Source organism: Streptomyces sp. NPDC030296 (genome assembly GCF_055572815.1).
Genome location: NZ_JBVICQ010000017.1, coordinates 14,215 through 39,372, shown reverse-complemented (window position 1 = coordinate 39,372; position 25,158 = coordinate 14,215). Strand labels below are relative to the sequence as shown.

Annotated in this window: 24 protein-coding genes; 6 read left to right on the top strand and 18 right to left on the bottom strand. The window is 72.9% G+C overall.

Annotation, left to right across the window (positions count from 1 at the left end; all coding sequences use genetic code 11):
• Positions 1 to 7: 7 nt before the first annotated feature.
• The 5 genes from ACZ4Z3_RS36065 to lxmA form a co-directional block, all read right to left on the bottom strand.
• Positions 8 to 1,054, bottom strand: a complete 1,047-nt coding sequence (locus ACZ4Z3_RS36065; RefSeq protein ID WP_468505007.1) for a T3SS effector HopA1 family protein — start codon at positions 1,052 to 1,054, stop codon at positions 8 to 10.
• Positions 1,055 to 1,226: 172 nt separating this feature from the next.
• Positions 1,227 to 2,426 (bottom strand): class V lanthionine synthetase subunit LxmK, encoded by a 1,200-nt coding sequence (gene lxmK / locus ACZ4Z3_RS36060; RefSeq protein WP_468505006.1) that lies wholly within the window; start codon positions 2,424 to 2,426, stop codon positions 1,227 to 1,229.
• Entirely contained in the window at positions 2,423 to 3,394 is a 972-nt protein-coding gene (locus ACZ4Z3_RS36055; protein ID WP_468505005.1) for a hypothetical protein, read from the bottom strand. Before ACZ4Z3_RS36055 ends, lxmK begins: the two co-directional genes overlap by 4 nt.
• Positions 3,391 to 3,996, bottom strand: a complete 606-nt coding sequence (gene lxmD, locus ACZ4Z3_RS36050) for a peptide terminal cysteine decarboxylase LxmD (RefSeq protein WP_468505004.1) — start codon at positions 3,994 to 3,996, stop codon at positions 3,391 to 3,393. The genes ACZ4Z3_RS36055 and lxmD overlap by 4 nt, the downstream gene beginning before the upstream one ends.
• A 108-nt stretch (positions 3,997 to 4,104) precedes the next feature.
• Positions 4,105 to 4,323, bottom strand: coding sequence for a lexapeptide family class V lantibiotic (gene lxmA / locus ACZ4Z3_RS36045; RefSeq protein WP_055513948.1), 219 nt, complete (start codon positions 4,321 to 4,323; stop codon positions 4,105 to 4,107).
• Positions 4,324 to 4,772: 449 nt separating this feature from the next.
• Between lxmA and ACZ4Z3_RS36040 the strand changes: the two genes are divergently transcribed.
• Positions 4,773 to 6,446, top strand: coding sequence for an ABC transporter ATP-binding protein (locus tag ACZ4Z3_RS36040; RefSeq protein WP_468505003.1), 1,674 nt, complete (start codon positions 4,773 to 4,775; stop codon positions 6,444 to 6,446).
• A gap of 70 nt (positions 6,447 to 6,516) precedes the next feature.
• Complete coding sequence (locus ACZ4Z3_RS36035; RefSeq protein ID WP_468505002.1) at positions 6,517 to 7,203, top strand: hypothetical protein; 687 nt, start codon at positions 6,517 to 6,519, stop codon at positions 7,201 to 7,203.
• Positions 7,204 to 7,279: 76 nt separating this feature from the next.
• Here the strand turns inward: ACZ4Z3_RS36035 and ACZ4Z3_RS36030 are convergent, their stop codons facing one another.
• Entirely contained in the window at positions 7,280 to 7,525 is a 246-nt protein-coding gene (locus ACZ4Z3_RS36030; RefSeq protein WP_055542408.1) for a helix-turn-helix domain-containing protein, read from the bottom strand.
• A 439-nt stretch (positions 7,526 to 7,964) separates the two neighbouring features.
• Between ACZ4Z3_RS36030 and ACZ4Z3_RS36025 the strand changes: the two genes are divergently transcribed.
• Entirely contained in the window at positions 7,965 to 9,032 is a 1,068-nt protein-coding gene (locus ACZ4Z3_RS36025) for a helix-turn-helix transcriptional regulator (RefSeq protein WP_468505001.1), read from the top strand.
• A 22-nt stretch (positions 9,033 to 9,054) separates the two neighbouring features.
• Here the strand turns inward: ACZ4Z3_RS36025 and ACZ4Z3_RS36020 are convergent, their stop codons facing one another.
• From ACZ4Z3_RS36020 to ACZ4Z3_RS35975, 10 genes are all read right to left on the bottom strand, one after another.
• Complete coding sequence (locus ACZ4Z3_RS36020; protein ID WP_468505000.1) at positions 9,055 to 9,372, bottom strand: hypothetical protein; 318 nt, start codon at positions 9,370 to 9,372, stop codon at positions 9,055 to 9,057.
• An 18-nt stretch (positions 9,373 to 9,390) separates the two neighbouring features.
• Positions 9,391 to 9,525, bottom strand: coding sequence for a hypothetical protein (locus ACZ4Z3_RS36015; RefSeq protein ID WP_468504999.1), 135 nt, complete (start codon positions 9,523 to 9,525; stop codon positions 9,391 to 9,393).
• Between the two features lie 135 nt (positions 9,526 to 9,660).
• Positions 9,661 to 10,119, bottom strand: a complete 459-nt coding sequence (locus ACZ4Z3_RS36010) for a heat shock protein transcriptional repressor HspR (protein WP_055542957.1) — start codon at positions 10,117 to 10,119, stop codon at positions 9,661 to 9,663.
• A gap of 7 nt (positions 10,120 to 10,126) precedes the next feature.
• Positions 10,127 to 11,305, bottom strand: a complete 1,179-nt coding sequence (dnaJ, locus tag ACZ4Z3_RS36005; RefSeq protein WP_099966865.1) for a molecular chaperone DnaJ — start codon at positions 11,303 to 11,305, stop codon at positions 10,127 to 10,129.
• A 42-nt stretch (positions 11,306 to 11,347) separates the two neighbouring features.
• On the bottom strand, positions 11,348 to 12,028 hold the full coding sequence (grpE, locus tag ACZ4Z3_RS36000; RefSeq protein WP_468504998.1) for a nucleotide exchange factor GrpE: 681 nt from the start codon (positions 12,026 to 12,028) through the stop codon (positions 11,348 to 11,350).
• Complete coding sequence (gene dnaK, locus ACZ4Z3_RS35995) at positions 12,025 to 13,869, bottom strand: molecular chaperone DnaK (protein ID WP_055715941.1); 1,845 nt, start codon at positions 13,867 to 13,869, stop codon at positions 12,025 to 12,027. The genes grpE and dnaK overlap by 4 nt, the downstream gene beginning before the upstream one ends.
• 133 nt (positions 13,870 to 14,002) lie before the next feature.
• On the bottom strand, positions 14,003 to 15,241 hold the full coding sequence (locus ACZ4Z3_RS35990; protein WP_468504997.1) for an alpha/beta hydrolase family protein: 1,239 nt from the start codon (positions 15,239 to 15,241) through the stop codon (positions 14,003 to 14,005).
• Between the two features lie 229 nt (positions 15,242 to 15,470).
• Positions 15,471 to 15,947, bottom strand: a complete 477-nt coding sequence (locus tag ACZ4Z3_RS35985; RefSeq protein WP_468504996.1) for a GNAT family N-acetyltransferase — start codon at positions 15,945 to 15,947, stop codon at positions 15,471 to 15,473.
• Complete coding sequence (locus tag ACZ4Z3_RS35980) at positions 15,944 to 16,465, bottom strand: hypothetical protein (RefSeq protein ID WP_468504995.1); 522 nt, start codon at positions 16,463 to 16,465, stop codon at positions 15,944 to 15,946. The genes ACZ4Z3_RS35985 and ACZ4Z3_RS35980 overlap by 4 nt, the downstream gene beginning before the upstream one ends.
• A gap of 46 nt (positions 16,466 to 16,511) precedes the next feature.
• Positions 16,512 to 17,672 carry an MraY family glycosyltransferase gene (locus ACZ4Z3_RS35975; protein ID WP_468504994.1) on the bottom strand — a complete coding sequence of 387 codons (1,161 nt, stop codon included), beginning with the start codon at positions 17,670 to 17,672 and terminating at the stop codon, positions 16,512 to 16,514.
• Positions 17,673 to 17,963: 291 nt separating this feature from the next.
• Here ACZ4Z3_RS35975 and ACZ4Z3_RS35970 point away from each other — a divergent pair, with 291 nt between their 5' ends.
• Entirely contained in the window at positions 17,964 to 20,261 is a 2,298-nt protein-coding gene (locus ACZ4Z3_RS35970) for a (Fe-S)-binding protein (RefSeq protein WP_468504993.1), read from the top strand.
• Here ACZ4Z3_RS35970 and ACZ4Z3_RS35965 read toward each other — a convergent pair.
• Together ACZ4Z3_RS35965 and ACZ4Z3_RS35960 are read right to left on the bottom strand one after the other, a co-directional pair.
• Positions 20,254 to 20,823 carry an NUDIX hydrolase gene (locus ACZ4Z3_RS35965; protein ID WP_468504992.1) on the bottom strand — a complete coding sequence of 190 codons (570 nt, stop codon included), beginning with the start codon at positions 20,821 to 20,823 and terminating at the stop codon, positions 20,254 to 20,256. The genes ACZ4Z3_RS35970 and ACZ4Z3_RS35965 overlap by 8 nt on opposite strands.
• A gap of 89 nt (positions 20,824 to 20,912) precedes the next feature.
• Positions 20,913 to 21,704, bottom strand: a complete 792-nt coding sequence (locus ACZ4Z3_RS35960) for a DUF6281 family protein (protein ID WP_468504991.1) — start codon at positions 21,702 to 21,704, stop codon at positions 20,913 to 20,915.
• Positions 21,705 to 22,054: 350 nt separating this feature from the next.
• Between ACZ4Z3_RS35960 and ACZ4Z3_RS35955 the strand changes: the two genes are divergently transcribed.
• Both ACZ4Z3_RS35955 and ACZ4Z3_RS35950 read left to right on the top strand, forming a co-directional pair.
• Entirely contained in the window at positions 22,055 to 23,464 is a 1,410-nt protein-coding gene (locus tag ACZ4Z3_RS35955; RefSeq protein ID WP_468504990.1) for an FG-GAP-like repeat-containing protein, read from the top strand.
• A 216-nt stretch (positions 23,465 to 23,680) separates the two neighbouring features.
• The gene (locus ACZ4Z3_RS35950) at positions 23,681 to 25,150 is read left to right on the top strand and encodes an FG-GAP-like repeat-containing protein (protein WP_468504989.1); all 1,470 of its coding nucleotides are present in this window, start codon (positions 23,681 to 23,683) and stop codon (positions 25,148 to 25,150) included.
• Positions 25,151 to 25,158: the final 8 nt, after the last annotated feature.

Here is a 25,158-nt window from a genome sequence, read left to right as displayed (position 1 = left end):
CTGGTCGTCATCGTCCGCCTCCGGAGCGGGTGTCGAGGTTGTTCTGAGGGTGCAGCGGGTCGATGCCCGCCTCGTGGAAGGCCCGTACGACGTGCGTCTCGCGGCTGTCGTCACCGTCGGACAGCGCGTGGGCGATGAGTCCGCCGGCCAGGGCGAAGGCGCGGTGCTGGCCGAAGCTCATGCCGTCCTGGCCGGGGCGCGGGTCCTCGGGGTCCCAGGCGGCGGCGACGCCGGGGGCCAGTTCCTCGGTGAAGACGGACGTGCCGTCGCCGGTGAGGGTGCCCGCGTGGGGGGCGACGGCGGTGGCGACCGCGCGTTCGCCGGGACGGTGGTCGCCGTGCAGGTAGACGACGACGGAGTCCCGGCGCGGGTAGTCCTGCGGGTCGGAGAGGACCTTCGCGTGGTACAGCGCGCCCGCCTCCTCCAACGCGCCGAGCACCGTGCCCCACAGGGCGACCGCGGCGTCCGCGTCCCGCGCGTGCAGGAAGAGGCGGCGTACGGGGCCGGCGCGGCGGGGCAGGGGGCGTGAGCCCATGACGTAGAAGAAGCCGGGGGAGAGCGCGGGGCGCGCGGCCTCCAGGGCGAGGTCGACGAGGTCGCCGGGTGCGGGCGGGGCGGCCGGGGCCAGCAGCCGGCCGGCCGGGACGCGGGCGGTGACCTCGGGGAGGCGTACGACGAGCTGGTCGCCGTCGGGGCGGTGGAGCACCTCGACGAGCCGGCCCCGGGTGGGGGTGGTGGTGTGCGGTACGGCCGCCGCGAGCCGGGCCTCCAGGGCGGGGTCGCGGAGCGTACGGCGGGGCGGCGGGCCCTCGGCGGCCGGGCCGCCCCGGTCGCGGCCGGCGTGCAGTTCCTCGTACAGGGCGTTGGTGAGGCGGCCCCGCAGGTCACGGGGGCTGTCGGCGGTGACGGTACGCCCGGCGACGGCGGCCTCGCGCGCGCCGGGCGCCACACCGACACCGTCCAGCGCGGCACGGAGCCGGGGCGCGAGCCCCGGGTGCCGGACGTCGGGGGAGGCGCCCGGCACCGGGGTGTCCAGAAGGGAGAGAGCGGTCATCGGTGGTGGCTCCCGTTCGGGTGGTCGGGGTTCGGGCCGGGCTTACGGGCGGCTGCGGCCGGGGCGCACGGAACCCTGCGGGCGGCCACGGCCGGGCTCTGCCGCACTGTGGCGGCGGCCGGAACCGGAACGCGCCGGGCCGTGATCCCGGCCACGGCGCGGGTGGCGGTCGTCATCGGTCGCCGCTCCCGTCCGGGAGGGTCAGGCCGAGCGTCCGCGCCGCGCCGCCCGGGTTCAGGAGGACCGTGCGGCCGATGCCGGCGGCGGCGCGGGCGACCGGGTTGAGCGTGGCGTGGGACTCGGCGGTGGCGATGAGGCGGTCGTACATGTGCCAGCCGGCGTAGGCGGCGGCCCGCTCGGGCAGGCCGGGGTCGGGCGTACGGCACTCCAGGTAGCCCTGCCAGAAGGCGTGGACGCGCGGCAGATGGCGGCGCAGGCTCGCCGAGCCCCGCCCGACGATCTCCTCGTGCGCGAGGCCGAACCCGCCCCCCGCGCCCCGGCGGTCGTCCCCGGCGTCCCCGACGTCGCCGGTCGGCGCGAACACGGAGTACGTCGCGTGGAACAGCCACTCCCCCGCGAACGCCCCCACGTCCCGCGCCGGGTCGGCCAGCCGGAACTCCTCCCAGTCGCACAGGTACAGCGGCCCGCGGCCCTCGTCGGCGCCGATGAACTGGTCGAAGCGGAGGTCGCAGTGCGTGGGCGCGTGCGGGACGCCCGCCTCGCCCTCCCGCAGCCGGGCCAGCGCGTCGACCACCTCGCCGTCGTCCTGGACGAGCTGCCAGGCGGCGATCTGCGCCATGCTGCGCTCCTGGACGGCGCTCCAGGGCAGCGCGCGCAGCCAGGCCAGCGGCGGCAGCGGCGCCTCCCCGGTGTCGAGCCCGTCCCCGGCCGGCAGCGTGTGCAGCGTCCCCACCGCCCGCCCGGCCGCCCGGCACAGCGCGTCGTCGAAGTCCCCGTCCAGCGCCAGCTCCGCCCCCGACCGGGCGCCGGGGACCAGCCGGTGCACGGTCACCCCGGCCGCCGGGTCCGCGCCGAGCAGCTCCGGCGAGCGCAGCGGCGAGCCGCCGGGCAGCCATCGGGCCGCCGACTCCTCGAAGCTCAGGGCGCGTTCGATCTCGGGGCAGTCCCCGTCCGGCAGCGGCGTCACCGTCTTGACGAAGACCTGCTCGCCGGTGGTGGTCGGTCCCGCCCAGTTGTCGTTGCGGCCCCCGAACGCGGTGACCGCCGCCGCGTCGAGGCGGCCGAGCCCGAGCCGCTCCAGCAGGGCGTTCACGGCGGGCACGGTGCCCAGTTCGGTGGGCCGGTAGCGCTGCCGGGTGCGAACCGGCTCCGCCGGGTCCGTCCTGGTGGGTGTGTCGGTGGTGATCGTCATCGTGTCGTGGCTCCCCCGGGGACCGCGCGGCGGCCCTCCTCGTCGATCAGGTCAGCGACGAAGGCGGTGTAGTCGGCCAGTTCGTCGCTCCAGCCGCAGTACGCGGCGAAGTCCCGTGTGTGCGCGGCGATCCGCAGCACCGCAGCGCGGGCCGCGAGCTCCCGGTCCGCGCCCGGCCCGTACGCGTCGAGCAGGGCGGCCGGCAGGTCCACGGCCGGCCCCTCGCCCCACACCGGTACGGCCCAGGCGAGTTCGGCCAGATCGCCGAGCAGCCAGCCCAGGTCCAGTTCGGGCCGGGCGGCACCCAGGTCCTCGCCCGTCAGCAGCGCCACCGGACCCCGGCTCAGGGGTGGGACCAGCGCGCCGAGCGAGGCGAAACCGTGTACGAGGACGAGTCCGTGGCCGTCCCGGTGTGGGGCGGGGGCGGGTGCCGTGACCTCGGCGCACCAGGAACGGAGCGTCGAGAGGCGGGCGGGACCCCACACCCGTACGGCGTGCTCCCGCAGACGCCGTACGGCGGCGAGGTCGCCGTCGCCCCCGTCGGTCCCGTCGCCCCCGTCGGCGAACCCCCGCAGTCGGGTGAGCGCGGGCGGCGGTGCCCCGGTCGGCGCGGGCGTGGCGTGCAGGGCCCGTAGCGCCGTGCCCGCCGCCGCGAGCGCGTGCGCGGCCAGCCGCCGGGCAGCCGGCCGGGGGTCGCGGAGCCACGCCGCGGCCGAGTACGGGCCGTCGGCGAGGTAGGCGAGCCCCGCGCCCGAGGCCACCGGGGTGACCAGCCGGGCGCCGGCGGTGTACCGGGGGACGTGTGCGGCGAGGGGCGCCGTCGGCGGGGCCGCCCGCCGGGATCCCGCCCCGTGCCACCACTCGTGGCGTCCGTCGGCCGTGAGCCGTACTCGGGTGAGCTGGAGCCCGGTGCCGAACTCGGCCTCCGGACCGTCGGCCTCTGCGGCAGGCGCCGTCCGTACGGTCACTCGTCCTCCCCTTCGGCGCGCCGGGCCCGCGCGTAGGCGCCGACGCACAGGCCCATCAGCTCGGACAGCGGCAGTGCCCCGCCGTCCTCCATCTCGCCCGTGCTGGCGCTGACGGCGGGCACGGTCGGCGCGACGACCACGCCGGGGCGGTCGCGCAGGGTGTCCAGGTGCCCCTGGACCACGGGGCTGAGCTGCGCGCCGGGCGGCAGCGACGGGGCCACGCCCACGAGGGCGGACGTCGACTGCAGGGCGCACAGCAGGGGTGTGTCGGTGAGGCCGAGCGCGTAACGGCCGAGGAAGTGCATCGTGGCCGGGTGGACGAGCACGAGGTCGGGCCAGCGGGCCAGTTCGACGTGCGGGACGGCACCGGGCGCGGCCTCGGACCAGTCGTCGGTGACGACCTCCCGTCCGCAGAGCGCGGATATCGCGTCCGCGGAGACGAATCGTCGCGCCGAACGGGTCAGCACGACCCGTTTCTCCATTTCCGGGAAGGTATTGCCCAGCCAGTTGATCCAGAACGGCAGGAATGCCACGCTGAGCGCGCCGGTGCCCACGAGGAGCACCCGGCGGAATCCGGGATCCGCGACTCCTGTGGGGTCCATTCCCGCCTCCTTGTGCTTTCTTTTTCGGTGTGTGTCGCGTTGCCCGGGGAGGGGCCGGTGGCCGGCACCGGCCCCTCCCCGCGGGTCACTGCTCCGGTCGCCCGGTCGTCAGCACTTCTTCTCGATCGTGCGGGCGGTCAGCGAACCGAGGGCCGCGGCGCACTGCTGCGAGGAGCGGGCGGTGATGATGGTGGCGCGGATCGCCCACGGGATGGTCGGGCTGAACGCGGGCGCGGCGTCCTTGCCGTCGTACAGGCCCAGCTCCTCGGCGGAGGTGTAGGCGGTGTAGCCCTCGAACAGGTCCTTCTCGTTCTGCGTCGACTGCATGAGTCTCTCCTTGATTCATGGTGCGGGATTACGGTTCTCCGAATTCCCGGCCGCCTTACGGGCTTTCCGGCTTTTCGGCCGGTGCCCCTTGGCGACGAGACAACTATGGCCCGCCGGAAAAGCCGCCCGCTATTGGCAGTTGCGGCATTACCGCACCCGGCATGACCGGACCCGGCATGACCCGAACCGGCGTCGCCGGGCCCGGCATTGCCGCAAGCGCCAATACCGCCGCACCCGCCCGTACGCGTAGAAAGTCCAGGGTGAACACACATGACTCCGCGAGGCCCGAGCCTCCGCCGCCCCAGCCGACGCAGGCGCCCGATTCCGCGCGGGCACCCAATCCCGCTCATGCACCCGACCTCGTCCAGGCGCCCGATTCCCCCCGGGGCGCCGACGCCCCGCGCCCCCCGCTCCGTGCGCTGCTCGCCCACGCCCGCCCACACCGCAGAGTGCTGCTCCTGGTCCTCGTCCTGACCCTGGCCGGCAGCGCGGCCGGGCTCGCGCAGCCGATGGTCGTGGAGTCGTCACTGACGGCGCTGATGACCGGCGGCGACCTGACCCGCGAACTCCTGCTGATGCTGGGCCTGTTGGCGGTGTCCATCGCGCTGACCTGGACACAGGCCCTGGTGAGCGAGCGCACGGCGGAGAAGGTCGTGCTGCATGTGCGCCGGGGACTGATCCACCGTCTGATCCGTCTGCGGACGGCCGAGTTGGACAGGACGGAGCCGGGCGGCCTCACCACCCGTGTGACGTCCGACAGCACGCTCGTGCAGCACGCGGCGACCAGTGGTGTGATCCAGTTGCTCGACGGCGGTATCCATCTGATCGCCACCATCGTCCTGATGGGCATGACCAGCCTGCCGCTGCTCGGCATCACCTCCGGTGTGCTGCTGGTGGTCGGTGTCGCGATGGGCGTGGTGATGCCGAGGATCCGCCGGGTGACCACGCGCGCGCAGACCTCGGTCGGCGAGATCGGCGCCGCCCTCGACCGCGCGCTCGGCGCCGCCCGCACCGTGAAGGCCAACGGCGGCGAGGCGACGGAGACCGCGCGGGCCGTGGCCGCCGCCGAGGACGCCTACCGGGCCGGCCTGACCGGCGCCCGCTACCACGCCACGATCGCCGTGCTCTCCGCCCTGGTCGTCCAGGCGTCGTTCCTCGCGGTCATCGGCTTCGGCGGCGCTTTGGTCGCCACCGGCGCCCTCGACCTGGCCGCACTGATCGCCTTCCTGCTCTACCTGTTCAACCTGGGCGGCCCCGTGCTGTCCCTGGTCGGCGGCACGACCTCGCTGCAACAGGGCCTCGGCGCGCTCACCCGCATCGAGGAGGTCGAGCGGATGGAGATCGAGACGGACGTCGACGAGACCCCGGCCCGCCCCGCCGGCCCTCCGCCGCGAGTGACCCTGGAGAACGTCACGTTCGCCTACCCGGGCCGCGCCACCACCCTCGACGGGGTGGGCCTGGTCGCCCCGGCCGGCGGTGTCACCGCCCTCGTCGGCCCCTCCGGCAGCGGCAAGACGACCGTCTTCTCGCTCCTCCAGCGGTTCTACGAGCCGGACTCCGGACGCGTCCTCCTCGACGGCACCGACATCGCGACCCTCAGCCGAGCCGAGGTACGCCGCCGGATCGCGTACGTGGAGCAGGACACCCCGATGCTCGCCGGCACCCTCCGCGAGAACCTGCTGTACGCCGCGCCCGACGCGGCCGAGGACGAGGTCGCCCGCGTCCTGCGGGACACCCTGCTCGACGCGCTGGTCGCCCGGCTCCCGGAGGGCCTCGACACACAGGTCGGCGCCCGCGGTCTCGCCCTGTCCGGCGGGGAACGCCAGCGCCTCGCCATCGCCCGCGCGCTGCTGCGCCGCCCGCAGGTGCTGCTGCTCGACGAGGCGACCGCCCACCTCGACGGTCTCAGCGAGACGGCGCTGCGGCACACCGTGGAGCGGGCCGCCGAGCACTGCACGGTGCTGCTCATCGCCCACCGGCTGTCCACGGTGACCTCCGCCGACCACATGGTGCTGCTCGCCGGCGGGCGGGTGCGCGACCATGGCCGGCACGGGGAACTCCTGGGCAGGGACGAGCTGTACCGGGACCTCGCCGCCACCCAGCTGACCGCCGCGGGAGCGTGAGCGCACCCCCCTCCCTCCTACCTGACGTACTGACCACCGTCAGACCCCCACACAGCGAAGGAACACCGCAATGCCGAAGGACCCGGCCCCCACCACCTCGCTCGCCAAGCAGACCGCCGAGGACGCGTACGACGCCCACGAGGACCACCCGTACGACGACCGCGACGACCACGACGGCTACGACGACCGCGACGACCACGGCGACTACGACGACGCGGACGAGTACGAGGAGAGCGGGCCCGGGCCCGTGGTCGAGCGCACCGTGGAGGACGACCTGTTCGGCGCGGTGACCGTCCGGCTGGACTCCGAGTCGGGCGAGGTCACGGTGACCGGCGAGCGGGTGCCGCGGGTCGAGCTGTGGCGGGCCGAGGGGACCGAGGGCGAGGACCACATACCGGTCGGCACCCGTGACGGTGCGCGGCTCACCCTGACCGTCGACGGCGAGGAGGCGGTGATCGACCCCGCCAAGGGGCGGCTGACCCGGCGCTCGTACCGCGTCGACGTGCGGTACGCGGAGCGCTCCTGGCGGCTGGTGCCCGACTCCATCCCGGGCAGCCGGCTGGTGCGGGCCGGGGCGTACCTCGGGGACTTCTCCTCCGACGGCGACGGGAAGGTCATGGTGGAGTGGCGCGAGGACGCCGAGCCGGAGGCACTGGACGCGGCCCTCGGCTACGCCCTCGCCGCCGCGTTCGGCACGGGCGCCCAGCCCCTGTGGATGACGGCGATCGAGATGGTCGGCGACCTCCTGCCCGGCTGACCCGCCGGCACACCATGGAAAGGCCCTGTCGGTACTCCCCGGTACCGGCAGGGCCTCATGGTGTCCCCCGCGGAGGTCAGCCGCAGGTTCCCCTGATGTCGTCCTCGTACAGGTGCGAGACGATCGCCGCCTCGAACCGGGACTTGAGGTCGAGCTTGCGCACGATGCTGGCGGTGTGGGCCCGTACCGTGCGCTCCGCGATGCCCAGGCGGCGGGCGAGCCAGCGGTTCTGCTCGCCCGTCGCGAGCAGCAGCAGCACCTCCCGCTCGCGATCGGTCAGCGCGGAGAAGTCGAGTGCGTCCTCCCGTACGACAACAGCCATGTGAGTCCCCCTGGTTGTGTTCGGTCGTGTCGGCTTCCGTCGGCTCGTGGCCGGAGAATCCGTGCGAATCCATCGGTTCGTGTCCGACGTCCCTAGGTTCGGGTCCGACGTCCATCGGTTCCCGTCCGACGGATTCCAGCCTGCCAAGCGCTTTCGGCCGGATCCCGCCCCGCGGGGCGCAGCTTGCTGCACCGGCGCGACACCATGCTGCGAGCGAAACTTTCGACCCACGCCGTTCGTTCGTGTCGTGGCCCGCGCTCGTCCGTCACACATTCGCCACACCTTCCACGGCGTGCCGCCGTGAACGGACGAAGCCTTGACCAACGCATTACTGTGAGTCCCGATCATTTCGGTGGATTCCGGATCGCCGTGGCCCGACCAGCCACACCCGCGATACCGGCCACCGGCCCGGGCCGCACGGGAGGAACACGGGGGACAGATGAACGATGCGGGCAGCATGGGGCTGTTGGGGCTCACCACGATGGAGGAGCGCGTCTACCGGCACTTCCTGAGGAATCCGGGGACGACGGCGGAGGACATCCACCTCCTGCTCCACGCGTCGCAGGACGTCGTCGGCGCCGCGCTGCGGCGGCTGACGGAACTGGGCCTGCTCCGCCGCGCGGAGGCGACGGCGGAGGGCGGGGCGCAGACCGGGGCGCAGACGGCGGAGGATCCGGCCGTCGCCGGGAGCGAAGCCTGCGGCACCCTGACGGCGGCGGACCCCGAGGTGGCCGTCGGTCTGCTCACCGACCGGCGGCTGAGCGAACTGCACCACGAACTGCAGCAGGTGACCCGGCCCCGTCACCTCGTCGCGGAACTCCGCGCCGAGCAGGGCGTCCACACCCAGGCCGGCGGCGGCGTGGAGCGGATGACGAACCTGGCGCAGATCCGCGACCGGATCGACGACCTGGCGTTCTTCGCCCGCGAGGAGATCCTCTCCGTCGAGCCCTACCGGGCGCTCACCCGGGAGAACATCGCGCACGCGCGGCCGCTGGACAGCCGCTGTCTGCGCCGGGGCGTCCACATCCGCAGCGTCGTCCTCAAGGACGCCCTGGACGATCCCGCGACCGCCGCCTACCTGCGCGAACTGAACGCGCAGGGCGCGCGGATCAGGGTCGCCGCCGACATCGCCGAGCGCGTCCTCGTCTACGACCGGCACACCGCGCTGGTCCCGGCGGACCCGTCGGACACCTCGCGCGGCGCGCTGGTCGCGCAGGAACCCGGCCTGGTGGCCAGCATCCTGGCCCTCTTCGAGAAGATCTGGGACCAGGCGACGGACCTCACCGATCTGCTGGGCGCCCCGGCACCCGAGTCGGAGTCCCTGACGCCGATGGAGCTGGAGGTCCTGAAGTCGATGTGTCGGGTCACCAAGGACGAGATCGGTGCCCGTGAACTCGGTGTCTCCCTGCGCACCTACCGCCGGCACGTCGCCGACGTGCTGCGCACCCTGAACGCCAGCAACCGTCCGCACGCGGCCCTGCTGGCGCGGGAGCGGGGCTGGATCTGACCGCAGTTCACCATGCCGCCGATCAGGGCCCGCCGGCGTCGCGCCAGCCGCCCAGCGCCGGGTCGGTGAGCACCTCCGCCAGCCAGTCCCGTACGGCGTGGGCGGGCGAACCGGACGGGGGCCGGATCCGAAGGTGGATCCGGCCCCCGTCCTCGTCGAGTCGCCAGGCGTGTCCCCAGCCCCCGGGCAGTTGGCCGAGGACCCTGATCACGGCCGTCGCGGCGGGCGCGTCACCGGGAGCCCTGCGGACGAGGACCAGTTCCCGGAACCCACCGTCCCGGCCCTGCTCCTCCCGGCATTCCCCCCGGTGCTCACCGTCCTGGAACTCCACGGTCGTCATCCCGTCCGTCCCGCCGGCTCACTGCCAGCCGTTGACGGACAGCGCGACCGACGGACCGGACTTGACGGCCGCCGTCGCTCCCAGTGGCAGGGCCATGATCAGCGCGAGCGCCGACAGTGTCCTGATGATGCGTGCGTTCCCCGTGTTCTTCATGACCACGACTCTGCCAGCGGGAACATGCCGCCTGAAGGCTCCGCGATGTCAGGATGCTGCACCGGGCGGGACACTTGCTGCCAGGCACTTCGCTGCCAGGCGGCGGCTTGCCGGGGCGGCTCGCGGGGGCGGCTCTCAGTCCGAGGCCTGCTGCCGCTTCGGCCGCCACACCACCAGCGCGCTCGTCTGCTGCACCTCCTGGTAGGGCACCAGGTCACGCCGGTACGACGCGTGCACCGCGGCCTCGCGCTGCTGCATCGCCGCGGCGGCGCCGTCGAGCGCGGTCTCCAGCTCGACCACCCTCGCCTGGAGGGCGGCGACCTGGTTCTCCAGCTCGATGATGCGCTTGATGCCGGCCAGGTTGATGCCTTCGTCCTGCGACAACTGCTGGACGGTGCGCAGCAGTTCGATGTCGCGGGCCGAGTAGCGCCGGCCGCGCCCGGCGGTGCGGTCGGGCGAGACCAGGCCGAGGCGGTCGTACTGGCGCAGTGTCTGCGGGTGCAGACCGGACAGCTGAGCGGCCACCGAGATGACGTACACCGGTGTCTCTTCCGTCAGCTCATAGGGGTTACGACGGCGACCGGGTGTGTCCATGGTGTGGTCATGCTCCCTTCGCGGCCTGGAACAGCTCCGCCCGCGGGTCCTCGCCCGCGGTCGCCTCGCGATACGCCTCGAGTGCGTCACGAGCCTTCCCCGACAGATCCTTCGGGACACTCACCTCGACGGTGATCAGCAGGTCCCCGCGGGTGCCGTCCTTGCGGACCGCGCCCTTGCCGCGGGCCCGCATCGTACGCCCGTTGGGGGTGCCCGGGGGCAGTTTCAGGGTGACCGGGGGGCCGCCCAGGGTCGGGACCCTGACCTCCCCGCCGAGCGCCGCCTCCGGGTACGTCACCGGCACCGTCACCGTGAGGTTGTCGTCCTTGCGGCCGAACACCGGGTGCGTGTCGACGTGCACGACGACGTACAGGTCGCCCGCTGGGCCGCCGCGCTCGCCGGGCGCGCCCTTGCCGCGCAACCGGATCCGCTGCCCGTCGGCGACGCCGGCGGGGATGCGGACCTGCATGGTGCGGGACGACTTGGCCCGGCCGGAGCCCTTGCAGATGTCGCAGGGGTTCTCGGCGATCAGGCCCCGGCCCTTGCAGTCCGGGCAGGGGTCCGTCAGGGAGAAGCCGCCGCCGGAGCCCCGCGCGACCTGGCCGGTGCCGACGCACGTCGGGCACACCCGGGGGGTGCCGTTGGCGTCGCCGGTGCCCGAACAGGCCTTGCAGGGGGACTGCGAGGACATCCGCAGCGGCACGGTGGCGCCCTCGATGGCCTCGGTGAAGCTCAGCGTGACCTCGGACTCGATGTCCTGGCCGCGCCGGGGCTGCACCCGCGTGGTGCCGGAGCTGCCCCGGTTGAACAGGCCCCCGAAGACGTCACCGAGCCCGCCGCCGAAGCCGCCCGCTCCCTGTCCGCCCTGGGCGCCGCCTCCGAAGAGGTCGCCCAGGTCGAAGTTGAACGAGCCGCCGCCCGCGCCGGGGCCCGGGCGGAAGCCGCCGTTGCCGAACAGCGCGCGGGCCTCGTCGTACTCCTTGCGCTTCTTGGGGTCGCCGAGGACGTCGTTCGCCTCGGAGATCTCCTTGAACCGCTCCTCGGCCTTGGCGTTGCCCTTGTTGGCGTCCGGGTGGAACTCGCGGGCGAGCTTCCGGTAGGCCTTCTTGATCTCGGCCTCGGTGGCGTCCTTGGGGACGCCGAGGACCTTGTAGTAGTCCTTCTCGATGAAGTCCTTGGTGCTCATCCCCGGCGTCCCTCCTTCCCGTGGTGTTCCGCGTCGTGGACGTCAGCCCTCGTCCGGGCCACCGTTCTCCTTGTCGTCGGCCGTCTCCGCGGACTCGCCGTCCGCCTTGACTGTCTGCGCCCCCGGCTGGGGTTCGGCCACGGCCACCCGCGCGGGGCGGATGGTCCGTTCGCCGATGCGATACCCCGGCTGCAGAATCGCCACGCACGTCGTCTCGGTGACGTCCGGCGCGTAGCTGTGCATGAGGGCCTCGTGGATCGTCGGGTCGAAGGGCTCGCCCTCCTTGCCGAACTGCTGCAGACCCATCTTCGCCGCGACGGTCTCCAGCGACTCGGCGACGGACTTGAAGCCGCCGACGAGTTCGCCGTGCTCCCGTGCGCGGCCGATGTCGTCGAGCACGGGCAGGAGCTCGGTCAGGAGGTTCGCGACGGCGATCTCCTTGACCGTGATCCGGTCGCGCTCGACCCGCCGACGGTAGTTCTGGTACTCGGCCTGGAGGCGCTGGAGGTCCGCCGTGCGCTCACCGAGCGCCGTGCGCACCTGGTCCAGCTGGGCCGTCAGGCCGGCCACCTGGGCCGCCGCTGCCGCGTCCCCGGCCGGGGCCGCCCCCTCCTTGGGGGCGGCCTTCGGCTCGGCGTCCTCGGAGCCGGAGGAGGGGACGTCGGGCTGCTTCGGCTGACCTTGCGGCTGCTGCTCGTCGAAGCCCGGGGTCTCCTCCGTCACGCGGCACCGTCCTTCCGGTCCTCGTCGACGATCTCGGCGTCGACGACGTCGTCGTCGGCCTTGGCGCCGGCGGCGGCACCCTCGGGGCCGCCCGCGGCCTGCGCGGCCTGGGCGTCGGCGTACAGCGCCTGGCCGAGCTTCTGCGACACGGCGGCGACCTTCTCGGTGGCCGTGCGAATCTCGGCGGTGTCCTCGCCCTTGAGGACGTCCTTCAGCTCGGCGACGGCGGCCTCGACCTCGGTCTTGATCTCGCCGGGGACCTTGTCCTCGTTGTCCTTGAGGAACTTCTCGGTCTGGTAGACGAGCTGCTCGCCCTGGTTGCGGGTCTCGGCGGCCTCGCGGCGCTTCTGGTCCTCCTCCGCGTACTGCTCGGCCTCCTGGCGCATCCGGTCGACCTCGTCCTTCGGCAGCGAGGAGCCGCCGGTGACGGTCATCTTCTGCTCCTTGCCCGTGCCCAGGTCCTTGGCGGTCACGTGCATGATGCCGTTGGCGTCGATGTCGAAGGACACCTCGATCTGCGGGACGCCGCGGGGCGCCGGCGGCAGACCGGTCAGCTCGAACATCCCGAGCTTCTTGTTGTACGCCGCGATCTCGCGCTCGCCCTGGTAGACCTGGATCTGCACGGACGGCTGGTTGTCCTCGGCCGTGGTGAAGATCTCGGACCGCTTGGTCGGGATCGTGGTGTTGCGCTCGATGAGCTTGGTCATGATGCCGCCCTTGGTCTCGATGCCGAGGGACAGCGGGGTCACGTCGAGGAGCAGGACGTCCTTGACCTCACCCTTGAGGACACCGGCCTGGAGCGAGGCGCCGATGGCGACGACCTCGTCCGGGTTCACACCCTTGTTGGCCTCCTTGCCGCCGGTCAGCTCCTTGACGAGCTCGGCGACGGCGGGCATACGGGTGGAGCCACCGACGAGAACGACGTGGTCGATCTCGGACAGGGCGATCCCGGCGTCCTTGATGACGTTGTGGAACGGCGTCTTGCAGCGCTCCAGCAGGTCCGCGGTCAGCTGCTGGAACTGGGCGCGGGTGAGCTTCTCGTCGAGGTGCAGGGGGCCCTCGGCGGAGGCGGTGATGTAGGGCAGGTTGATCGAGGTCTCCGTGGAGGAGGACAGCTCGATCTTCGCCTTCTCGGCGGCCTCGCGCAGACGCTGGAGCGCCATCTTGTCCTTGGCGAGGTCCACGCCGTGGCCGGCCTTGAACTGCTGCACCAGGTAGTCGACGACGCGCTGGTCCCAGTCGTCACCACCGAGGTGGTTGTCACCGTTGGTGGCCTTCACCTCGACGACGCCGTCACCGATCTCCAGCAGCGACACGTCGAAGGTGCCGCCACCGAGGTCGAAGACCAGGATGGTCTGGTCGTCCTTGTCGAGGCCGTAGGCGAGGGCGGCGGCCGTCGGCTCGTTGACGATGCGCAGCACGTTGAGACCGGCGATCTCGCCGGCTTCCTTCGTGGCCTGCCGCTCGGAGTCGTTGAAGTAGGCCGGGACGGTGATGACCGCGTCCGTGACCTTCTCGCCCAGGTACGCCTCGGCGTCCCGCTTCAGCTTCTGCAGGATGAAGGCGGACATCTGCTGCGGGTTGAACGGCTTGCCGTCCAACTCGACCTTCCAGTCCGTACCCATGTGCCGCTTCACGGACCGGATGGTCCGGTCCACGTTCGTGACCGCCTGGCGCTTGGCGACCTCGCCGACCAGCACCTCACCGTTCTTCGCGAAGGCGACGACGGACGGCGTGGTCCTGGCACCCTCGGCGTTGGTGATGACGGTGGGCTCGCCGCCCTCCAGAACGCTGACGACGGAGTTAGTCGTGCCCAGGTCGATGCCGACCGCACGTGCCATGTCAATTCCTCCAGCTGACTTGAGTGGAACGGACTCAAGTGTGCACGACCCTTCCCGCCGGGTCAACAGACCTGAGTCGAGCCGACTCAACTTTTATCCCCCACTTATGTACAGGAGCCCGCTGAGCTGGGGTTTATCCCGGCTGCGGAGCCCAGAACCGTACCTCCGGATGGTGAACGGAGGGACCGTCCAGGAGGGGGCGGGGGCGGTTCCGCAGGTGCCGGTCCAGGAACGCGCCGACGTAGGCACGGGTGATCTCCACCCCCCGCGCGCCCGACAGCCCGGCTTCCGCGACCGGCTCGTCCACCGCCCCCGGTGCGGCCTGGTCGGCGAACGCCGGCAGGTCGGTGAAGGACTCGTGCTGAGCGCCGTCGACGGTCAGCCAGCGCTTCCACCCGGACAGCGCGGACCACGTACGACCCCAGTACGGCTCGCCCGCACCGCCCGGCGCGTTCTCGGGCGTGCCCATCATCAGGAACGGCCGGTCCACCCCCGGTGTGGAGACCTCAGCCAGACCGTCCAGAGTGAGTCCCGCGTCGATCCTGCGGTCGCCCCGCATGGCGGGGACGGTGCTGTACCCGCCCGCCGAGTGCCCCACCATCGCGACACGATGCGCGTCGATCGTCCGACCGCCACCCCAGACCGGACGGGGCCCGGTGAGCCGGTCGAGCACGAAACGCATGTCGGCGGCGCGCCCTCGACCGATCCTGGTGAGCTTGGCCTGGTCGTACGGCGGGGTGCACGCGGAGCACGGCGTGGTGCGCCCGTCGGGGAAGGTGGTCGCGACGGCCTCATGGTTGTGCCCGACGCCCACGACGACGTGACCGCGGCTCGCCAGGTCCTCCGCGAGCGACGACAGCGTGGCGCGCGGCAGCTTGAAGCCCGGTGAGAGCAGCACCAGGGGCGAACGCCGTGCGAGTGGTCTGGCGTCGACCACGGAGTACGTCCGCACCTTCGCCAGCGTGTCCTGCGGTACGTCGTCGGCCCCCAGCAACTCCAGCAGCGCCGCCGACTCCCGCTCCGTCATGTACGGCGCCGGCCGGGCACCCCTGGCGGGCACCGCCGGGTACCACAGCGACACCATCAACTCCCGCCGCTCCCCGGCGACCCAGGGGTCGGCCCGAGAGGCGTCCCGCAACGACAGCACGGTCCGCCCCACGGCGAACGGACCAGTGGGGCGTGGCAGTTCGAGGACGGGGCCGGTGCCGGTGCCGGGGGCCGAAGGCACGTCGAAAGGCGCGGCGGACGGCGCGGCCGAGGCGGCGGAGCCGGTCACCGCGAGGCCGGCACAGGCCATGGCCATGGCAAGGGCGACACCGGCGACACCCCTGGCGAAGACCCTGACCCTGACCCCGACTACGGGCCTGACCATGGGCCTGGTCGTCGCGGGAGCGGCACGGCGGAGATCACGAAGGGGGCTCATACGATCGCTCGTCACGCCCCGTAAGACGTATCCGAACGGTTCCTGCCTCCAGATCCACGCGAAAAGGCGGACCCCGGCCGGCCGCAGCCCTCCATCCACAGCAGAACCGGTCCCCCGCGAACCGGGCCGCCCCCACTCCGACGACCACGCCGGCGATCAGTAGGACGGCGTCCACGCGTCACCCGCCCCCGGGCAGGGACAGGCTGTAGCGGAGCTTCTCCTTCGGGCGGGCGCCGAGGCGGTCGTAGAAGCGGGCCGCGCCCTCGTTCCAGGCGGGGGTCTGCCACTGGATCTCGTCGAGGCCGAGGGCGCGGGCCTCGGCCGCCACCGCCTCCATGAGGAGGGCGCCGAGACCGGAGCCCCGGCTGTCGGAGCGCAGGAACAGGCAGTCCATGTGGAGGTACTCGCGGGCCTGCCAGGTGGAGATCTCGGGCGAGCAGGTGGCGTAGCCGACGATCTCGCCATCGGAGAGTTCGGCCACCAGGCAGCGCAGTCGCGGGGCCGGGGTGTCGAAGAGGAGCGCGGTCAGGCGGGGTGCGAGGTCGGGCGGGGGCGGGGCGGCGTGCTCGTAGGCGGCGTGCTCGGCGGCCAGTTCGACGACGCGCGGGATGTCCTCGGGGCGGGCGCGGCGGATGGTGGGCGCGGCGTCGGTCACCGGAGGTCGCCCTCCACCGTGTCGGACCGCCAGGCCGCCAGCCGTTCGGCGATCGGGGCGGCGGAGGCCAGGACGTGGCGGGAGTAGGCGTCGCGCTCATGGGTGAGGACGGCCGCCTCCCAGACGCAGGGGGCGAGACCGGTGCGGCCGGGCCGCAGTTCCTCCGGCCGGCCGGCCGGGCCGGTGAAGATCGCCAGGTCGGACATGAAACCCTCGATCCAGGTGTGCACCAGGACGTAGTCGCCGTCGCCGCCCGCGTGCAGGATCAGAACGGCCAGCCCCAGGGATCCGCGCGTCCGGCCGAGCGCGAGGTGATCCCCGGCGACGCGGAGCGCGGCCGCCGTGTCCGCCTCGGTGAGCGTGCGGCCCGGCGCGGCGAGGCCGTAGACCTTGACGAGGTGGCCGGAGAGTTCGCGGGTGCCCCACGGGCGTACGGGGCGGGGGTGGTGCTCCTTCGCGAGGGCGAGCAGCGCGTCCGTGTCCACGGCCGCCGGGTGGTCGTGATCGTGTTCAGTCATGAAGCCATCATGTGCGGCCCGGCACCGGCCGGACCAAGGGTTTCTCTCACCACCCGGCCTGCGAACGGCGTCTGAGGGCCGCCACCCCGTCCGGCCGGCGCGGCGCTCCGGCCGTCGGCCCCGCACCGGAGGCGGCCCGGGGCCGGCCGTCGGCCGCGGGGAACCGGCCCGTCGCCGGTGCCGGATCGGGCCGTCTGGGACGGGACATCGCCCGCGCGCCGGGGGCGCCCGCCGCGCCGAGCCCGTACACCCGCACCCGTGACATCCCCGCCACGACGACGACCGCCGTGCCCGCCACCCACCACACCCCGCCCGCCCTCATCCACAGCATGTGGACGGCGACGCCGACGACGACCGACGCGGCCGCGCACACCCCCACCACGACGGCGACGCCCACCGGGGTGAGCCCCAGCCTGCGCAGCCGGTGGGGCAGGTGGTCGGGGCCGCTCCGCCAGGGTTCGCGGCCGGCGAGCCGCCGGGAGAGCAGGACCAGTACCACGTCGGCGGTGGCGAGCGCGGTGAGGGCGAAGGGCCCGCCGATCCCCACGCCGTGCCCGGCGGCGTACGCGTACACCTGTACGACGCCGCCCGCGAGCAGAAACCCGACGAACAGCGCCCCGCACTCCCCGAGCGCCACCCGCGCGGGCGGCCAGTTCTGCATCAGGAACCCGGTGAGACCGGCGGCGAGCACGCTGCACAGCGCGGCCAGCCCGTCGAGCACCTCGGCGGCGGCGCACACGCTCAGCCCGAACGCGGTGACGACCCCGACGACCCCGAGCACCCCGTCGGGACGGCCGAGCCCCTTGAACCCGTGCACGACGAACACGATCCAGGCGACGGCGCCCACCCCGCCGAGGACGCCGACCTCCTCGTACGGCACCACGAACGCGGCGGCGCAGGCGACGCCCACGACGCGCGGCACCCACGGCAGCCCCCACAGATCGGCGATGAGCCCGAGCCCGCCCACGGCCGCGCCCGCCAGGAGGAGCCGCCCGGCCTCGTCGCCCAGCGGCGCGACCCCGCTCCGCTCCCCCAGCCAGGCCACACCGCCCACCCCGAAGACGAGCGCGACACCCCCCAGCAGCGGCACCGGCCGCATCCGTCGCCGCTCCACGATCCCGAGCCGCTGCGCGGGCACACGTACGGCCGCCGTCAGCACGGCGGTGACCAGGAGGGCGGACGCGGCGGCGAGGATTCCGTACAGCACGGAACCAAGTTAGGGGTGAATGTGACGATTTCATACGAATAACACGATCGTTTTGGAACAGCACGATCGTCCGCCCGCCCATCGGCGGTACGCACGGCACCCGCCGACCCCAGAGCCGGGCACCGCGCCCCAGGAGCCCTCCTTCAGATCGCCGCTCCCCACTCAGGCAACCCTCAGCGACGCAGATCACCGCGTCGCTGGCTACAGTGCGGCAGGAGAAGTGGGTAGTCTCAGACGGACTGCATAAGTTACCGCTTAGTAATGACCCTCGCAGGCCCGAGGAGCCCCCAAATGCAACTCGCCGCGATCATCGTGTCGCTGGTACTGACCGTGGTCGGCGTCGCGCTGCTCGCACGCGCCATCGGTCAGTTCATCCGGTACTTCAAGCTGGGCCAGCCGGTCCCGGCAGGCAGCCGTACCGACAATCCCTACCAGCGCAGTGTGACGCTGGTGCGCGAGTTCCTCGGGCACACCCGGATGAACCGGTGGGGCATCGTGGGCTTCGCCCACTGGTTCGTGGCCGTCGGCTTCCTGACGCTGCCGCCGACCCTCGCCCAGGCCTTCGGGCAGCTCTTCGAGGCCGACTGGGTGCTGCCGGTCATCGGCGGTTTCCTGCCGTTCGAGCTGTACATCGAGTTCATCGGCGTGATGACGATCCTCGGCATCGCCACGCTGATCGTGATCCGGCTGCTGAGCCTGCCCTCGCGTGCCGGCCGCAAGTCCCGCTTCGCGGGCTCGAAGGCCGGTCAGGCGTACTTCGTCGAGTACGTCATCCTCACCATCGGTCTCGCCATCTACGTGCTGCGCGGCCTCGAGGGCGCCATCCACGACGTCGACCACTACGAGGCCGCCTACTTCGCCTCGTACCCGCTGGTCCTGGCCTTCAAGGGGCTCAGCCTCCCGGTCCTGCAGAACCTGGTCTACTTCACCGCGATGGTGAAGATCAGCACCTCGTTCATCTGGATGATCGTCGTCTCGCTGAACACCAACATGGGTGTCGCCTGGCACCGCTTCCTCGGCTTCCCGAACATCTGGTTCAAGCGGAACGCCACCGGTGAGACCGCCCTCGGCGCGCTCCAGCCGATGACGAGCGGCGGCAAGCCGATCGACTTCACCGACCCCGGTGACGACGACGTCTTCGGTGTCTCCCAGGTCGAGCAGTTCTCCTGGAAGGGCCTGCTGGACTTCTCCACCTGCACCGAGTGCGGCCGCTGCCAGTCGCAGTGCCCCGCCTGGAACACCGGCAAGCCGCTCTCCCCGAAGCTGCTGATCATGTCGCTGCGCGACCACGCGCACGCCAAGGCCCCCTACCTGCTCGCCGGTGGCGGCAAGACCATGGAGGGCGAGGAGAAGGCGTCCGAGGAGCAGCTGAAGGACGTTCCGGCCGCCGCGCTCGCGGAGGCCGAGCGGCCGCTGATCGGCACCGTCGAGGAGAACGGCGTCATCGACCCCGATGTGCTGTGGTCCTGCACCACCTGCGGCGCCTGCGTCGAGCAGTGCCCCGTCGACATCGAGCACATCGACCACATCGTCGACATGCGCCGCTACCAGGTGATGATCGAGAGCGCCTTCCCGTCCGAGGCCGGGACGATGCTCAAGAACCTGGAGAAGAAGGGCAACCCCTGGGGCCTGGCCAAGAAGCAGCGGCTGGAGTGGCTCAAGGAGGTCGAGTTCGAGGTCCCGGTCGTCGGCAAGGACATCGAGGACCTCAGCGAGGTCGAGTACCTGTACTGGGTCGGCTGCGCCGGCGCCCTGGAGGACCGCGCCAAGAAGACCACCAAGGCCTTCGCCGAGCTGCTGCACATCGCGGGCGTCAAGTTCGCGATCATGGGCGGCGACGAGAAGTGCACCGGTGACTCCGCCCGCCGTCTCGGCAACGAGCCCCTCTTCCAGGAGCTCGGCATGGAGAACGTCGCCGCGCTGAACATGGCGTTCGGCGAGGAGATGGACGACGAGGGCAACATCACGCCCGAGTCGAAGAAGCCCAAGGCGGCGAAGAAGATCGTCGCCACCTGCCCGCACTGCCTCAACACCCTCGGCAACGAGTACCCGCAGCTCGGCGGCGACTACGAGGTCATCCACCACACCCAGCTGCTCCAGCACCTGGTGGACGAGGGCAAGCTGATCCCGGTCACGCCGGTCGAGGGCATCATCACGTACCACGACCCGTGCTACCTGGGCCGCCACAACAAGATCTACACGCCGCCGCGCGAGATCATCGCGGGCGTCCCGGGTCTGCGGAACGAGGAGATGCACCGCCACAAGGAGCGCGGCTTCTGCTGTGGCGCCGGTGGCGCCCGGATGTGGATGGAGGAGCGGATCGGCAAGCGCATCAACAACGAGCGCGTCGACGAGGCCCTCTCCCTCAACCCGGACATCGTCTCCACCGCCTGCCCGTTCTGCCTCGTCATGCTGACCGACTCGGTCAACGGCAAGAAGAACGACGGCAAGGCCAAGGAGTCCATCCAGGTCGTCGACGTGGCCCAGCTGCTGCTGGAGTCCGTCAAGACCCCGGTCACCGACGAGGACGAGCCCCCCGCGGGCGCGGCCGAGACGGAGAACGAGCCGGAGCCCCAGCCGGTCAAGTGACCGGCCGGCCCTCCGGCCCCGCGACACCCCCGATGCCCCCGTGCTCCCCCCGAGCACGGGGGCATCGCCCTTCAGCGCGTGACACGCGGTACCGCTGGAACGCCTCGCGGGCGTCCGGCACGAACGCCGCATCCCGTACCAGCCCGGCCAGCTCCGCCTCACCCACCCAGCGGTACGAGGCGATCTCGGCGGGGTCCGGCCGCAGCGGGCCCGTGACGACCAGCTCGTGCAGACCCAGCCAGTACGGGCTGATCGCCCCCGCGCACCGGAACTTCAGCAGGAACCGCGGACGCCCCACGACCCCCAACTCCTCCCACAGCTCCCGCGCGGCGGCCTCCTCGTACGACTCGCCGACCTCGGTGGCACCGCCGAGCAGCCAGTTGAGCCGGCCGGGGAAACGAGACATGTCGTCGGGGCGGCGGTGGACCAGATACCGGCCGGCGGGGTCACGGCACACGACCGTCGCCACCCGGTGCGGCCAGCCCCGGCGGATCGCCTCCTCCCGGTCGACGACCCCGATCACCTCGTCGTCGTCCCCGACCCGCTCCACCAGCTCGCCCATGCGCCCACCCTCGCAGAGGGCACCGACAACCGGCCCCCGGCCGCCGGGGGTCACGCCCTTCCGCCGACCGGCTCCGGAAGCAGCGCTCACTACTCCTTCAGGCGGTCCAGGACCTCCTGCGGCAGGTCGTCGTCCAGGCTCGTCATGAACAGCGGCTCGTCGTCCCCCGAGAGGCGGACCGCGATGGCGTCGGCCGGGTCCAGCCCCTTGACCGCGTACGCCTCGTAGACCTCGGGCTCGGGGGTCGGGTCGACGTCACCGGGGGTGTCGTCGCAGTACGTGGTACGGGCCGTGCCCAGCCTCTCCCCCAGCTCGAAGTCCGCCTCGCCGCGATTGATATAGCCCTCCCCGGCGTGCTCCACGACGAACACGCATTTCGCCGCGCTCGGCCCGGACGGGCCGCCGTCCCCGCCCTCGCCGCCCCCTTCCCCTTCACCGGTCGCGCCGCCGTCCCCCTCGCCCGCCGCGTCGTCCCGGCCGAAGATCCGGTCCTCCGCGTCCGGGAGGGACTCGTCCTCCCTCGGGTCCACCATGACGTACAACTCGCCGCCCGGTGACTCCCGGACGGCGATCGCGTCGGCGGGGTCGACGCCCTTGACGGCGTACGCCGTGTAGACGGTCCGGTCCTCCGCGGCCACGGCGTCGGCGGCGTCCTCCTCGCCGCCGCCCTGGTCCTCGCAGATCGCCTGCCGGGCGGTGCCCACCTTCGACCCGAGTTCGTACTCGACGCGGCCCACGTCGACGTACTGGCTGTCGCGGTAGTCCACCACGAACGCACAGGACGCCGAGGACTCCCCGCCACCGCCCAACGCGGCGCAGCCGACGGCGAGGGGGGTCAGTACGACGGCGGCCAGGGCGGTCCGCGCACGGGCGACGAGCATGGTCACGTCTCCTTCGTCAGGGGCTGTGAAGTGCTGAGGGTTGACTGCGCACAAGCGTGTTCTGCCGTGCGCGGTGGGGGTGGACCACGACGCCGAGGGATGGGCCGCGCGTAAGCGGGCGCTGACGGGGGTGTCGTCCTCCCGCTGGGCTGGCAGCGCACGAGTTCTGGCAACAGGCCTCCTCCCGCTCAGCATTGAGGAACAGTCGCTTCGCTCCCTGGACGCACGGCGCGCGTCGAACGTTCGGTTCACTTCCCGGCCACCCGCGCACAACCCTTCGTACGCCCCGCGTGTCACACCGACGAGTCACACCCACGAACCGCCCTACGTCGTCCTCCCGGAGGTCACCCGTGGTTGCAAGGAAGCTCGTCGTGGCCGCCTGTGCGGGAGCGCTCGCGGTGGCGGGGCTCGCCCTGCCGATGGCCGGGAGCGCGGTCGCCGCGCCGGGGGCGAAGGACGACTTCAACGGCGACGGGTACCGGGACCTCGTCATCGGCACCCCGAAGGCCAACGCCGTGACCGTCACGTTCGGGTCCTCCTCCGGTGTCGGCACCGGCTCCGCGAGGTCGGTGACCCTCACGCAGAACTCGCCGGGCGTGCCCGGCGCCCTGGAGCCCGAGGACGAGTTCGGCGAGAACGTGACCGGCGGGGACGTGAACCACGACGGCTACGCGGACCTCATCGTCGGCGCGCCCGGCGAGAAGGTCGACGGCAGGCCGGACGGCTCCCTCACCGTCCTCTGGGGCGGCGCCCGGGGCTTCCGCACCGGCGGCATGGTCCTCAATGCCCCCACCGCCGAGGACGTCCGCTTCGGTGAGGGCGCCTCCTTCGTCGACCTCGACGGCGACGACTCCGGGAACCTGGTGGTGGTCTCCGAGAACCGCTTCTGGTGGTACGCCGACGGCGTGCCGGACAAGCCCGCCATCGCCCCGGAGGTCGACTTCCTGCCCGTCGGCGTCCGCCTCGACGGCGTCCTCGGCGGGCACTTCTCTGGCGGCTCGGGCAGCGACTACGTCCTGCACGGCACCGACGCCTCCGGCCACGGCTTCGCGGGCTACCTGCGGGGCGGCGCCGGCGACATCGGCTCCTCCTACCGTCCCCTCCACCAGGGCGCCGTGTCCGACGTGATCACCGAGCCGCGGGTCGCCGCCGGTGACGTCGACGGGAACGGCTACAGCGACCTCGTCCTCGGCGAGCCGGGGGCCGGTACCGGCGGACGGATCACCGTGTGGCCGGGCAACGACCGCGGGCTCGGCGTCGACGGGTGGCCCTCGCGGTCGTACAGCCAGGCCGGCACCGGCGTCCCGGGTGCCGACGAGCCGGGTGACGGTTTCGGCGGCTCCCTCGCCGCGGGCGACGTCACCGGCGACGGCTACGCGGACGTGGCCGTCGGCGCGCCCGGCGAGACCGTCGACGGGGTGAAGGGGGTGGGTGACGTGGTCCTGCTGAAGGGGTCCGCGAGCGGCCTTGGCCGGGGCACGTCCTGGCACCAGGCCACCCCCGGCGTGCCCGGCGCGGCCGAGACCGACGACGCGTTCGGCTCCGCCGTCCGGCTCAAGGACGTCAACGGCAACGGCCGCGCCGACCTGGCGATCGGCGCGACCGGCGAGGACATCGGCACGGCACGGGACACGGGCGCGGTCTGGGTCCTGCGCGGGACGGCCTCCGGCCTCACCACGTCCTACGCCGCGTCCTTCAACGCCCTCGACTTCGGCCTGGGCGGCACGGCGTACCCCGCCTTCGGCACCCTCCTCCGGTAGGTCGTGTCCGGCCCAGGGGGTGCTGTGTCGCCGTGACGCCGCGGGGATGCCTCAAGTAGGGCCCCGGGGTCTGTCGTTCGGCTCGCGCCGGTTGCAGGATCGGTGCCGTCGGGCCGGTGGGTCCCGCCACCTGGGTGCGACCCTGATGACGAGGCTTGCCCCTCCCTCCGACCCGACGCCGCTACTCCCGCCGCCCCCCGACCAGTTGGAGCCCTCGTGTCCACCACCCCCCAGCGCCGCGGCCCCCGGCCGCTCGGCGGACGAAGAGCCCTCACCGCCGCCCTTCCCTCCGCCCTCCCCACCGCCGTCCTCGTCACCGTCGCCGGCCTCGGCCTCGGGATGCTCGTCGCGCCCCCGGCGACCGCCGCGGGATCCGTACGCAGCGACTTCGACGGCGACGGCTACGCCGACCTCGCGGTGGGCGTGCCCGCGGGCACCGCCGGCGGGCACGCCAAGGCCGGCTTCGTGCACGTGCTGTGGGGCTCCGCGGACGGCCTCGGCGGCCGGAGCACCAGGATCGACCAGACGAGCGGCGGCATCCCGGGCACGGCGGAGGCCGGTGACCAGTTCGGGTACGCCGTGCGGGCCTCGGACTTCGACGCGGACGGCTACACCGACCTCGTGGTGACCGCGCCCGGCGAGCAGGTCGGCGCCTCCGGGCACGAGGGCGCCGCGTATGTGCTGTGGGGCTCGGCGAGAGGGCTCAGGACGGGGCTGACGGTGGCCAAGGGAGGCCCCGGGCAGCGACTCGGCCGGCTGGTCACCGCCGGGGACTACGACGGGGACGGCGACCGGGACCTCGTTCTCGCCGTGAGCGGCGAGGAGGGCGGCGCCACGGTCCTGCGACCGGGGCCGCTCACCGCCGCCGCGCCCACGACACTCGTCGAGGGCTACGACTTCGGTGACGCCCGCGCGCTGACCACCGCGGACTTCGACGGCGACGGCAGGGACGACCTGGCCGTCACCTACAAGGGCCTGGAGATCTCGGGCACCCGCGTCCGTTCCCTGGCACCCGACGGCTGGACGACGCGCTGGCAGGCCGCCGACTTCGGCTCCGCGCTCGCCGCCGGCGACTTCGACGGCGACGGCCGGACGGACCTGGCGATCGGCGAGGTGCAGCCCGACCCCGAGGCGGGGGGCGCGTACTGCGCGGACCGGCTCGGCGGCGCCCTCGCCACGGTGTACGGGGCGCCGGGCACCACGCTCGGCGGCCAGGTCACCTGCACCACCCAGTCCTCGACCGGTGTGGGCGGCACGGCGGAGTCCGAGGACAACTTCGGGGCCGCGCTGGCCGTCGTCGACCTCGACGGGAGCGGGCCCGACTCCCTGCTGGTGGGCGCGAGCCACGAGGCGGTGGGGTCGGCGGCCCGCGCGGGCGCGTACTGGGAGCTGGAGGCGGGCGGCGACCGGGTGTTCACCGGTCCGGCCTTCACGCAGAGCTCCGCCGGGGTGCCGGGCACGGCCGAGGAGGGCGACCTGTTCGGGGCGGCGGTGGCGGCGGCCGACTTCGACACGGCGAACCACGACGACCATGTGATCGGCGCGCCCGGCGAGAACGCCCCCACGGGCGCCCTCTGGTACCGCCCGTCGGCGGGCGACGCCTCCCGTCTGCCCGCGGTGTCCCTGACACCGGCGAAGCTCGGACTGACGGGAGCGGCCGGGTACGGGGCGGTGCTCGGCAGGTGAGCCGTGCG